13 protein-coding genes are annotated in these 12,546 nt (G+C 38.3%); 2 read left to right on the top strand and 11 right to left on the bottom strand.

The genetic code is table 11. The features are described 5' to 3' along the window. Positions 1 to 190: 190 nt before the first annotated feature. Both FS628_RS10280 and FS628_RS10275 read right to left on the bottom strand, forming a co-directional pair. Complete coding sequence (locus FS628_RS10280) at positions 191 to 949, bottom strand: formylglycine-generating enzyme family protein (protein ID WP_145321639.1); 759 nt, start codon at positions 947 to 949, stop codon at positions 191 to 193. A 987-nt stretch (positions 950 to 1,936) separates the two neighbouring features. Then, positions 1,937 to 2,596 (bottom strand): TetR/AcrR family transcriptional regulator, encoded by a 660-nt coding sequence (locus FS628_RS10275; protein WP_145321637.1) that lies wholly within the window; start codon positions 2,594 to 2,596, stop codon positions 1,937 to 1,939. Positions 2,597 to 2,829: 233 nt separating this feature from the next. On the opposite strand from FS628_RS10275, the gene FS628_RS10270 reads away from it, so the two are divergent. After that, complete coding sequence (locus FS628_RS10270; RefSeq protein ID WP_145321635.1) at positions 2,830 to 3,828, top strand: aldo/keto reductase; 999 nt, start codon at positions 2,830 to 2,832, stop codon at positions 3,826 to 3,828. Positions 3,829 to 4,207: 379 nt separating this feature from the next. On the opposite strand, the gene FS628_RS10265 is transcribed toward FS628_RS10270, so the two are convergent. After that, positions 4,208 to 5,182, bottom strand: coding sequence for a phosphotransferase enzyme family protein (locus FS628_RS10265; protein ID WP_186327785.1), 975 nt, complete (start codon positions 5,180 to 5,182; stop codon positions 4,208 to 4,210). 125 nt (positions 5,183 to 5,307) lie between these two features. After that, positions 5,308 to 5,574: a CD3324 family protein gene (locus FS628_RS10260; protein ID WP_145321631.1), complete on the bottom strand. Its 267-nt coding sequence runs from the start codon at positions 5,572 to 5,574 to the stop codon at positions 5,308 to 5,310. A 385-nt stretch (positions 5,575 to 5,959) separates the two neighbouring features. Here FS628_RS10260 and FS628_RS10255 point away from each other — a divergent pair, with 385 nt between their 5' ends. Further along, positions 5,960 to 6,160: a hypothetical protein gene (locus FS628_RS10255; RefSeq protein WP_145321629.1), complete on the top strand. Its 201-nt coding sequence runs from the start codon at positions 5,960 to 5,962 to the stop codon at positions 6,158 to 6,160. Positions 6,161 to 7,072: 912 nt separating this feature from the next. On the opposite strand, the gene FS628_RS10250 is transcribed toward FS628_RS10255, so the two are convergent. From FS628_RS10250 to FS628_RS10220, 7 genes are all read right to left on the bottom strand, one after another. Continuing rightward, on the bottom strand, positions 7,073 to 8,263 hold the full coding sequence (locus FS628_RS10250; protein WP_145321627.1) for a MalY/PatB family protein: 1,191 nt from the start codon (positions 8,261 to 8,263) through the stop codon (positions 7,073 to 7,075). A gap of 119 nt (positions 8,264 to 8,382) precedes the next feature. After that, positions 8,383 to 8,898 (bottom strand): OsmC family protein, encoded by a 516-nt coding sequence (locus FS628_RS10245; RefSeq protein ID WP_145321625.1) that lies wholly within the window; start codon positions 8,896 to 8,898, stop codon positions 8,383 to 8,385. A 63-nt stretch (positions 8,899 to 8,961) separates the two neighbouring features. Continuing rightward, positions 8,962 to 9,690 carry a DsbA family oxidoreductase gene (locus tag FS628_RS10240; protein ID WP_145321624.1) on the bottom strand — a complete coding sequence of 243 codons (729 nt, stop codon included), beginning with the start codon at positions 9,688 to 9,690 and terminating at the stop codon, positions 8,962 to 8,964. Positions 9,691 to 9,715: 25 nt separating this feature from the next. Continuing rightward, positions 9,716 to 10,372, bottom strand: a complete 657-nt coding sequence (locus FS628_RS10235) for a carboxymuconolactone decarboxylase family protein (RefSeq protein WP_145321622.1) — start codon at positions 10,370 to 10,372, stop codon at positions 9,716 to 9,718. Positions 10,373 to 10,513: 141 nt separating this feature from the next. Beyond that, the gene (locus FS628_RS10230) at positions 10,514 to 11,575 is read right to left on the bottom strand and encodes an NADH:flavin oxidoreductase (protein ID WP_145321620.1); all 1,062 of its coding nucleotides are present in this window, start codon (positions 11,573 to 11,575) and stop codon (positions 10,514 to 10,516) included. Positions 11,576 to 11,675: 100 nt separating this feature from the next. Further along, complete coding sequence (locus tag FS628_RS10225) at positions 11,676 to 12,008, bottom strand: thioredoxin family protein (protein WP_145321618.1); 333 nt, start codon at positions 12,006 to 12,008, stop codon at positions 11,676 to 11,678. 29 nt (positions 12,009 to 12,037) lie between these two features. Then, on the bottom strand, positions 12,038 to 12,526 hold the full coding sequence (locus FS628_RS10220; RefSeq protein WP_145321616.1) for an OsmC family protein: 489 nt from the start codon (positions 12,524 to 12,526) through the stop codon (positions 12,038 to 12,040). Between the last annotated feature and the right edge of the window lie 20 nt (positions 12,527 to 12,546).

The following is a 12,546-nucleotide window of genomic DNA, read 5'->3' as shown; positions in this document are numbered from 1 at the left end:
TTCTCATCTTTGTTAAAGTGGATAAGCATTATGAAGACAAAGATATTGAATTACCCTGCCCCCGTTAGCGCAGCGAAGGCAGCCGATCTTAGTCGTCGGCTGCCTTCGGGTCATCAGTAAGCTATAGTTCCCGATAGTTGAACACCTACCGTCAGCTCAACGACTTGAACATACTCGATGTGTCATTTTCTCAAGGATTTGTAAGTGCTATTCTAAAACCAAGATCATCTATTTTGAAATTGGGCATGCTTTTCCTTCTACTCGTAGAACCACAATTGTTCTCCACTTCAGCCCAACTGCCTCCCCTGAAAACTCTATAGTTCCCATATCGTTCAGCATCATATAGATCCCAACACCATTCCCAGACGTTACCGATCAAGTCATAAAGTCCCCATGGATTAGGAAGCAACTGTCCTACTTTATGAACAGATCCATTGGAATTTCCTTGATACCATGCAATTTGATCAATTCTTGCATACCGATATCCCGTTGATCCTGCTTTGCACGCATACTGCCATTCAGCGTCTGACAGTAATCGAAATCCATTCGCTATTTTGTTATATATTGTGTTCTCACTTTCGTTTGTAACTGTGTAACATTCCATCCTGCCAAGCTTTCTCGATAACTCATTACAGAAAGCAATAGCATCCATCCACGAAACTTCCGTGATTGGCAGTTTACTCACAAGTGGCTCTATTTCTTCTTCATGCATGACAAAATGATATAACTGCTGTGTTACTGGATACTTCATTACATGGAATGGCTCTATAGCTTCAGTCCACGTTATAGTCTTTTTACTACTTTCTGGGTTAGATAAAGTGTAATCAGTACTAAGCCATTTATCTGTATTAAGAAAATCGCGTAGTTCAATTGATCCGCCTTCTATGGGTACCATCAAATCCATTATTTCTTTTAGAAAACGTGCCTTGTCACTTCCGTACTTTTCCATATCTTATCCCCCCCCCATTCTAACTTACCGCCAACCAAATTCGACCCAGAAACTGTATTATCCTGCTTAATAGTTGCTAACGAAGATAAACTCGTCGATACTTTTAGTGTGGTTCACCGCGTCTAATCTTGAAAGTATCCTATCCGTTAGTTGAATAAAGCAACCAATCACATGGATCAGCTGTTTATTATGCTATCGTTTCCCGTTTAGCGTAATGATGTATGTTCATATTTCCCTAATGATTCAAAGTCAATTCTATCCCTAATTAATCCCCTTAAGTCGTGACCTAATTTCCCTAATCGTCAAAACACCAGATATGAGGTACATAAAAGAAGTAACTCCAAACAACTTAAAAATACTTGGAGTCATCGTCAAATATAGACTGATAGGAAGTGACCAGACAAATGCAACAAACATAAGTGATGGTTTTTTGATAACGGATGCTAACAATGCTAAACAAGCTGGAACCAAAAGCGAAAATAATGTGCTTATGATAACATCATTCTCAGCGCGTTCATGAGTGTAAGGATTTAATAAAGTTAATATAATTCATAGTATCATGGTGCAAATTGAAGATACTACCCCAATATTTTTTGCTATTCTCATTTCCATCCCCCTGTTTTACTTTATCATAATTATGTTGAAAACAAAGAAATCATTAAACTAACCTGCCCGTTAGTTTAATGAATTAACGACAAAATAACGATTAGATATACGCTTAATCGGCAATCGGACTATGTTCTTGTCCATTCCGGCAATCGGGACAAGAACTTGTACCGATAAATTAAAAAAGCCGCTAAAATAGCGACTTTAATGGGAACATGTTCTTGTCCCTCGACATAAAAACAAAAAATCCGCTAAATGAGCGACTTTGAATGTTGTGCAGCCGTCCTTTTTCTATGCTCCTAATATATCACGGAAAAATGCCCAACTTAAGCTTAAGACGTGTTCACTTTATAGAAAATTAGATAATCCAAATTGCTAAGATTAATATAAGTTTTTTGAAATTTTTTGTGCCATGCACTCAATTCTAGGGATCATCAGGTTGTCATCCATCATTTTAATTTTATCAGGTTTAAACAACTGAAATTTCTTTAGATTGTAATAGTCAAAAAGCACCTGATACACAGTCAAATGGTTCTCCATCAGGTACTTTACATCTAAAACGTTACTTAGAATCTCATCTTGCATAATGATAAGCCTACCATCAATCTTATTAAAAAAACCCTCTTTTATTCCTTCATCATAAAAAGCCAATTCCTGATATTCTCGTTGCTTCATGGCTTCTTTTAGTCGCTCATAGTTCTCAGGATAACTATTTTCAAGTTCCCTTAAGAAAATGTCTGTGATGAACTCTTTTAATAAGATTGTTTGTTCAAATGTTTGCTGAAATCGCTGAACAAATACTTGATCAGCATCAGAATCTTCAATAATTTCGTGGATATATTCGACAAATGTACTCACAATAAACGAAATAATATCTTCTTTGGTAGAGAAATATTTATATAAAGTCGCCCTGCTTATACCCATAATCTTTGAGATTTCATCCATTTTCAAACCTTGAAACCCATTTTTTCTAACGTGTAATAACAATCTATTAGTAAGCTTTTGCCTCATCTGATGTTGTTTTTCAATCTGCCGTTCCATCTAACTGCCCCCTTATAAATTATATTATATCTCATAATCATCATTTTAAACAAACTATACTAAATAGACATTTTATATACTTTTTGTTTACTTTATTTAATTCCCATGATATTATGTTTTTTGTTCCTATGAATAACAGTGATGAAAATTCATATTGAACGAGCTAAGATTGGATACCTTTTTATCTAGGCTTTAAACACTTAGGTGATAGAATTATTTAAGGAGGAACAAAAATGCAAACCCGAAGTCTTGGTCAACAAGGTTTAAAAGTCTCTTCTATTGGTTTGGGTACGATGGGGATGACAATGGCATACGGTCCTTCAAATGAAGATGAAGCAATAGCAACTATTCGTCGAGCTTATGAGCTTGGAGTTAACTTTTTTGATACGGCAGAATTATATGGATATGGAAATGGTCACAATGAACAGTTGCTGGGTAAAGCTGTAAAGGATTTTCGTGACAAGGTAGTACTGGCTACCAAGTTTGGCTTTGATATGACAGCCGAGCAGATTGGAACACGTTTTAACAGCCGGCCAGAAAATATTCGTAAGGTAGCTGAGAACAGTCTTCGCTATCTGCAGACTGATTACATTGATGTGTTCTATCAGCATATCCCAGATCCCGATGTTCCTATCGAAGAAGTAGCTGGGGTCGTCGGAGACCTTATCAAAGAAGGCAAAGTTAAATATTTCGGTTTGAGCAACACCGGTTCAAACACAATTCGTAAAGCTCACGCGGTTACACCAGTCTCTATGCTTCAGACTGAATACTCGATATTCGAACGCGAGATTGAGGACAACAATATACGAAAGACATTGAATGAACTCGGTATAGGTTTAGTGCCTTACGCTCCTTTAGGCAGAGGGTTCCTGACAGGTGCTGTTAAACCAGCCCAAGAGTACGCGGAAGACGATATGCGCCGTTACGACGAGCGCTGGCAAGGCGAAAATTATATCTACAATTTACGAGCAACAGAACAACTTAATGAACTGGCTTCTAACAAAGGTATTTCTGTAGCCGAATTGGCACTGGCTTGGCTTCTCGCCCAGGGAGAAGATATCGTTCCGATCCCGGGTACACGAAGTGCTAAGCGGGTTGAGCAAAACGTTGCTGCTGCTAACGTTAAACTTACAGAAGCTGATCTTCAACGTATTAAGGAGATCCTTCCACACGGATCAGCCGGTAGCCGGTATCCAGCTGGAATGATGGAGAATTTCACAAGAGATTCATAACTTTTATAGAAAATTAAAAAGATGAATAAAAAACAGCTAACTAAGGACATAGTCTTAGTTAGCTGTTTTTTATCAACACACTTAAAACTCCGTATCATCCTGTTCGAAAAATCCTATAAGCTTAAGTGTGTTACAATGATTTATCACATATGCTTCAACTGAGTATCATTTTTGCCTCATCAGGTTTACTGCCTCTGAGCATCAGCGCAACTGCTTGTGGGTGAATTAACGGCAAAATAACGATTAGATGTACGCCTAATCTGCAATCGGACTATGTTCTTGTCCCTCGACAATCCCCGCTGTCTGTAACGGCAAGTTTAAAGGCCATCCTTTGTGGGATGGCCCTTCCTTTTCTGGCTTTGTTAAACTATCGTACCCGTTAACACAAAAAGTCCATATCAATATAGGGAGTGTTATTTAACAAATTTTCATAGTAGAAGCGTCGGGCTTGCTCATCCCATTCGCTCCAATCAGGAGCGTTAAAATCTCTGCTTCTATAGAACGCGGCTAAAACTCTAGCTTGCCTTAAATTAATAAATAATGGGATTTTGTTTAACCAACCTTGACTCACAGTATTTTCCTTACAGTAGCCGTTTAAGAAGTTGCAATAGAAACGCTTTGTAATCTCCTTTCTTACATCTCCAGACACAACCCACGGAATAGGGATTTCATAGAATAATGGAGTAGCAATATCAGAAACAAACCAGCTATATTCCGCATCGTCATAATCAATAATAAAGGCATTGTCCCCACCATTAAGATAATTGCCAGGGCTGATATCCCCATGAATAAGACCGTACGTATCTTTTTCCTTGGCTAGAGCGCTAACTTCAGTAATTAAACGATCAAAGTTATCATGTAATTCTAACGGACAATACTTCTTAAATGAGGCTAATAGGGCATTATCATTCCATTCATAGCGTGAATGTTGGGACGAATAATTAAATGAAAACTTATGTATTTTCCCGACCATTTGACCGATATTCTCATAAAACGTATTGCTCTCCTCGGCTATTACTGCATTTTTGCCGGGTGCTTTCTCAAAAGCTGTCACAACAAAGGACTCGTCAATGATATGAATAAGATCCCCTGATAAAGACTGAATGGGCCTCGCTACTTTCATTCCGCAATCAGCCAGGAACATGATAAAATCTAGTTCTGCTCTTGTTAATAATTCATTTCGATGTGTGACATGGGCAATTCTTAAAATAACTTTTCGATCTCCAACTACCCCGGAATAAACGAAATTTTGAAATCCATTTAATTCGAAAATTGAGTCTTCACGTATTCCAAAACATTGTGCGGACTGTCTCAATATATCTTGTGTGTATAGTAGTTTAATCTTTTTATCCATATAACCTCTCCCCTTTATTTTCATGGTAACAAAAGGTGCTGATTGAAAATATACTGAATTTGATTCAGAATCAAATTCTACACAAAAAGCCACATCAGAAAGCTCGATGTGACTTACAAGTGAGTCTATTTTCTAGAGTAAATGATTTTCTTAATGCTTTCGTAGGAAAGACCGAATTCATTCGAGAGTTCATCGATCGACTTTCCATTGAAATATGTTTGACGGATCGTTTCGTTTCTTAGACTTAGCTGTTCTCTACTCCCCGATTTTTCTCCCCATTTTTTGTGCAATTTTTCAGGGGTCGGGACATACACCATGCGGCCGTGAATGTACTTCTGAATTTCTTTTAGCAACTCTTCCGGAAAGATATTGTCTGCATTTACATATTTCATGATAGCTCTGCTCCTTAAAGTTTTTTTGAAAATTTAAGGGAGCAAAGTCATTCTATAAACAGTAAACATCATGCCAGAGATGATTCAGCGGTTAAATTTCGTTCGTTATTGCTCCATACAAACAACCGCCGTTGTTTATAGAATAGACTTTGCATGGAGCAGATTGTGGATTTTCCCATCAGTTGAAACCCTCCCTCCCAAAATTATAAATGTAACGCATCCCCAAATATTCGTAATTACTAGTTCTCGACTATTTCCTGCACCGCACAAATACCCCGATAACTCAAAACCGGTTCAGGGGAACTTTGGGACATATACTATATTCGTGACCTAGAACTACGACCCCTTTTTCGAGGGTTATTTTCTTTTTCAGGAGGTAGGTAGATTGAAAATCATCAAAACGAAGCAGTACATTGTCATTTTGCATCATGAGGAAACGATCCTCTCGGCACTATCTACGCAAATCGAGAACTACTTCAACCAACTTAATGTTGAACTGGAGGATGAGGAAGAAAGCCATTCTGCACTTAGGCTTATTTATCCTGATCCGTCCTACAATGTATTATGGTACTTAATGAGATTTTGAGTGCATGTGCTTATCGTTAGATATAAATCTAATCGGCGATCGGACTATGTTCTTGTCCCTCGACATTAATCCTCAAGGGCGATTCATATTCATATCCATTCATTCCTCCACACGACATTCATTTATTAATGACCACTACCTGCTAAATAAAATTCTAGTTGGTCTCAATATATGGATAAATGTGTCTATCTGTATCTATGTTCCTCGTAATTCCTCTCATTTCATATGGTTTAATATGCCAACGGTATGAAGATATTTCCGCTATGGAGTACTGGCTGATAATCCTCCCATTTATTGAGCAGACACACTTGCTTGAACGTTAAAAGTTCATTTAAAACTTCTAATTTTGTTACGTTCTATACTAATTCATCATGTATTAAACTATTATTATGCAATTAAGAATTATTATGTTGAAAACCTTCTATTTCAAAATGGGATTGGTCAACATCAATATGACGTGATACATTCGTTATCACATATAAAGAATAAAGCCAGTCTTTAAGGAATATGAAACTCCTCTAGGCGAGGCTTATATTTATCTTCTTCGATTGGCTCGTAGTGATTGCCTGCGACACCATACATCGTCAAATCATGGATTTGTTTGTCAGTCTGCAATAAATCAATATGGGCAACAAGGCCGAAGAGATGCTGTTATCTGGGGTTGATAACAACCCGGTGTACCTAATCTCGTACATTGTGATCAAGCCAATCCTCAAGAGTTCACGCCAATATTCATGCCAGCTAGTCCTCCTATGGTTGATCGTTCTACAAAATGAAATAACCGTATGCTTGACGAGCTGTTACTCGTGGAGCATACGATTTTCTTTATCTGGACTCGATATCATCTAATGTGTAAACGTTAGGTCTAAACTAATAATCCCCATCTTTGTCGTTTTTCTAGGTATAGTTTTTCTACTGCAAAACTTCACAAATTCTCTTTAGACCTTCCTCTAAAATTGCCCTCGGACAAGCCAGATTAAGCAAAATATAACCATCAGCATTGGCTACAAACATACTCCCGCCTTCCAGTAGCACTCCTGCATTGTTCGCAAAATATAAAGACATGTTTTCTTCATTAGGAAGATATGCACGGACATCCACCCATGCAAGATAAGTAGCCTCTGGGACACGGAATACAGCCTGAGGTAGATGATTTTCTAAATATTGCTGCGTAAAAAGAAAATTATCATCTAAGTAAGTTTTTAATTGTCTCAGCCACTCATCACCATGTTGATAAGCTGCCTGTGTTGCAGCTATGCTTAGTGGATTTTCCATACTGTAGTGTCGTGCCTTCCACAACGCTCTGACTTCATCATTGGGAATGATGATATTGGATAGCATCATCCCTGCCATATTAAAAGTCTTGCTTGGAGCCATACAGGAGATGATCTTGTCTGTATTTGGAAAGACCTTTGCCAAAGGTGTATGAACCATATCATTTCTAAGCAAATCACAATGAATTTCATCTGAAATAATCATAACGTCATTTTCGAGACATATTTCGCCAAACTTACTCAGTTCTTCTGGTGTCCAAACACGTCCTGTGGGATTATGAGGATTGCAAAAAATACATAAGCTTACCTTTTCATCACGCACTTTTAATTCTATATCATCATAATCCATCGTATAGTATCCCTGTTGATTCACTAAATCAGAGGTCACCAGTTCCAGATGATTGAAGTCTACAGCATGCTTGAAATATGCGTATGATGGGGTAACAATTAAAACCTTTTCGTCTGGTTTACAAATGTACTCAACCAACTCATATAACGCGGGAATAATACCAGGTGAAGTGACCAAATGTTCTTTTTGAAAGCTCCAATCATAGTGATCTTGTGTCCATTGAACAACCGAAAGATAGTAGTCAGGATCGAATACTTTGGTATAGCCCAAAGTTCGTTTATCTAAACGATCTTTAACAGATTGAATGATTTCAGGTGGAGTCGCAAATTCCATATCAGCAACCCACATGCGAATAAATTCATCATCTTTAAAAGGGAACGTCATATCATTAGAGGCCTTAAAAATGTATTCTTTAAAACCATCTGTACTCATCGCATTAGTGTTTTTTCGATCAATGATTTCATCAAAATCGTATTTCATCTGTTTTCTCCACTCCTACTGCAAGACTTTTATACTGGTATTTAAAAAAGTAGACATTATGCTATGTGTTTCTCGCATAATGTCTACGCTTCTTGCAAGACAATCAAGTATCCAAAGTTTTAACTGTTAAGTGTGTACGACGAAGTCACTTTAACGTTTCTTTCAATGGTGTTTTTCACAGGTGATATTTCAATGGCTTTTGCTATCAACTGTTGAACCTGTGCTTCGTCTGCGTCACTGTCTACATTGAAACGAACATTTATTTCATCAAAGCCAGGATTTCCTTCTTTTAAGCCGAAGAAAACATTTAGATCGATTTCTCCAGTAACATCAACTTCCAGAGATTGTACTTTAATCCCCATACCACTAGCTGTTGCAATGAATCCAACACCTACACAACCGCCAAGTGCACTTAACAGAAGCTCAACTGGATTTGGCCCTTTTCCCGTTCCGGATAGCCATTCTGGTTCATCCATAGGTACCGGTTTATAGTCCCCAACCTCGGCTTCAGAGTAAAAGCCATCTTTCCATTTTACTGTAGAAGCAAAACTTGTAATCGCCTCTTCAGGATGTTTCTTATAATTTTCCGCCAAGCTTCCAAGCATACTCACATTTACACCATTCAATTTACTCATGTTTAAGCTCCTCTATTATATATTTTTATATTATTCTAATCTAATTAAGTCTTTGCTTGTTCTTTATGACTTCTTAGGCGGGATCGCACACCCTTCATCCGTACATAATCCTTCACTAGAGGTTTCATCAGAAAGCATTTCAAACTTAGCTGCCGGATGCTCTTCTTCCCACACTTTCTCCAACACTTGAGAAAACGATTCTGTCGGTTGTGCCCCTGAAACTGCGTATTTTTGATTGAATATAAAGAACGGTACCCCGCTAATTCCAACTCGACGAGCCTCATCCTGATCTTTTCGTACTTCATCTGCATAGAGATCCTTCGTTCTCAAGACACCAAGTGCTTCTTCTCTATCTAATCCAACTACTTCTGCAATATCGGCCAAGGTATTATAATCTCCTACATCTCTTGATTCAGTGAAATGTGCGACAAGTAATTTTTCATTTAGCATTGTTTCTTTGCCTTTCGTTTTTGCCCATTTTAATAAACGATGGGAATCCAGTGTATTGGTAGGTTTTAGAGTGTCTAATTGAAAAGATAATCCTACGCTATTGGCTTGTTGAGTCAAGTGACTCATGAATTCTTTCGCTTGTTCTCTTCCACCGAACTTAGGGGCTAATTTATCTGCAAAACTTGTTCCATCATATGAGGAAGCGGACGGATCAAGTTCAAAGCTCTTGTATTCAATATTAATTTTATCTTTATAAGGCAATCCTTCTAGAGCTTTCTCCAGATTTTGTTTACCTATATAGCAGAATGGACATGCGATGTCAGACCAGATTTCAATATTCATGTGTATCCTCCCGTTTCAGTTAAAGTTATTCGTCAAACGCAACTAGAGCATTTACGCCATGTGCAAGAGCTGAACCTGCTTTTAATGCTGTAGCAACCATGATTGATTCAGCCAACTCTTCTTTAGTCGCACCGGCTTTTTTAGCGGCTTTGGTATGAATATCTATGCAATATGGACACCCCGTCGTATGGGCTACCGCAACTGCAATCAATTCTTTCTCCTTGGTACTGAGTGTGCCGGCTTTTAACGCTTGCTGATCAAAAGAACCAAAGGCTTTAAAGGAATCACTTAGTTGGGTGAACTCTCTCAGCCGATTAATATATGATGCACGATACAACTCATCGTCATCATTTCCATCATACGCGTTCAAAGCATTAACACCATGAGCCATTGCCGAACCTGCTTTGAGTGCTGTTGCAACCATGATTGATTCAGCCATTTCCTCTTTTGAAACACCATTTTTCTTAGCTTGTTTCACATGAGCTTCAATACAGTAAGGGCATCCTGTGGTATGAGCTATAGCGATTGCAATGATCTCTTTAAATTTAGCAGTTAACTTACCTTCAGCTAATGCTAATTTTTCAAAATTGATAAATGCCTTGAAGATCTCTGGAGAAACCGAATTGAATTCTCCAATACGTTTGAAATTTGATTTTTTAAATAAACTGTCTGTATGACTCATAGTAAATTCCTCAATTCATATGATTTGTTAGTGATATATGATTATATATTAAAATTAATATTCAATTGAATAATTGAATTATAAGACGTGTTGATACGTAAGTCAAGCATAAGCATGAGTAATCTGTAGTGTAGTTCCCTTTTAATATAAAGTGCTCAGTGCCTCGCGCGTAAACGGAAGTAAATCTTCTGTTTTTCCTTCGCGTATTTTATTCACCCATTCAGGGTCGGCTAACAATGCACGACCAACTGCGATCAAATCAAATTCTTCGCGCTCTAATCTCTCAACTAAAGCACCGATTTGGGTTGCTTTGCCATTTGCATCTTCCCCATTATCAAAGAAATCCAAGAAGTCAGCGTCGAGTCCAACAGATCCAACTGTAATGGTTGGTTTGCCCGTCAATTTTTTGATCCATCCTGAGAGATTCAAGTCAGATTCTTTAAAAGCTGGTTCCCAGAAGCGGCGAATAGAGGCATGAAAGATGTCTACACCTGCATCGACCAGTGGTGCTAAGAATTGTGCTAATTCTTCTGGAGTGTCGACTAGTTTTGCTGTATAGTCATCATATTTCCACTGTGAGATTCGTAGCGTAATGGGGAAGTCTGGTCCAACAATACTTCGACAAGCTGCAATAACCTCACTGGCAAATCGGGTACGATTGAGTATATCGCCACCATATTCATCGCTACGCGAGTTGGTTTTTTTCCAGAAAAATTGATCGATTAAAAATCCATGTGATGCCATAATCTCGATGCCATCAAAACCAACTTTTTTAGCATTGACTGCCGCCTGTTTGAAGGCTTCAACCAATTCGGAAATCTCTTGTTTAGTGTAATCATTGACGTTACCACGTGCACCCATGTGCCATAGTTGTGAGAAAATTTTACCGCCGACTTCGTGGACACCATCAACTACTTTTGACCATCCGTTTAGCGCCTCTTCTCCGTATAGGTGTGGTACATCCTCCTGCCATGCGGGCACATTAGAAGCAACATCAGGATGGTTAATAAATGTACCCTCTGTCAGAATAAGTCCAACACCATTTTCAGCTCTACGACGATAATACGCGGCGACATCCTCCCCGGGTACGCCATTCGGAGAAAAGTTTCGAGTCATTGGTGCCATAATAATACGGTTAGATAGTTTGAGATTTCCCATTTCGAATGGTTTAAAAAGAGCTTCCACAGATTGTGAATTGTTCATAATAACCTCCAGGTTTACTTACTTAATATATTTATTAATAAATGTTTATTTGAAATCGAATCCCTGATGCACTAACATTCGTACAGGTCGTTCTTTTTCATTATCTTGTACCTTCAACCGCACTTTGCAAAAAATGTTCTATCTCTTCGCGTGATTTACGAAGCTTATTGACATATCGAGTAAGCTCTTTACCATCGACATAGGCTACAAAACTTGGAATACCCATAATATTTTGTTCTTCACTTACAGTACCTACTTGATCTACATCAACTTCGATAAGATCCAGATCATTCGCAAATTTTTCTTCAACTTCAGGCATGAATGGATCAATAAATTTGCAGTCCGGGCACCAATCTGCTTTAAAGACAGCAACAGTGATTTTTGGGGAACGGATAGCTGTATCAAATTCTAACTTCGAGGTAATTTTTTTCATTTGTATAGTCTCCTTTTATAATGAATGGTTTACCATTCCATTTGATGTTGTTCAATATAGTTACTTGTCAGATCATCTCCAGCATCGATGGATACTTTACCCTCGGTACCTACCGGCACACCTGCTTTAACAAGTAGCTGACCAATGTGGCATTTTTCTTCTGCTTGTAGGAATAGTGCTTCGACTACAGCAATATCTTCCTTGGAGGCATCTGAGGATAAAACAACATGCGGACGATGTGTAATGCTCAGTTGGTTTCCTTGTGCTGTGTTCCCTTCTGTATCCATAAAGAATCCAGCAACGGGTACTTTCTTGCGATCTAACATATAAGCTAGAGTCAGAGCGTAACAAGCAATGGCTGAGGACATCAGAAGTTGTTGTGGATTAGCACCTTCTCCGCTTCCTCCTTTAGGAATAGGGATAGCAACTTGGGTTAGCAAATTGTCGCTTTTAATGCGACCAAATCCTTTTGCGTCTTTGAACCAAACCGTATTCATAACCATTTTTTGATCCGGCATTTTAATATGCTCCTTTCCCC

It is taken from the genome of Paenibacillus xylanexedens, from assembly GCF_007676705.1.
In the GTDB taxonomy this organism is placed as follows: domain Bacteria; phylum Bacillota; class Bacilli; order Paenibacillales; family Paenibacillaceae; genus Paenibacillus; species Paenibacillus xylanexedens_C.
This window is presented reverse-complemented; position numbering and strand designations above follow the sequence as displayed.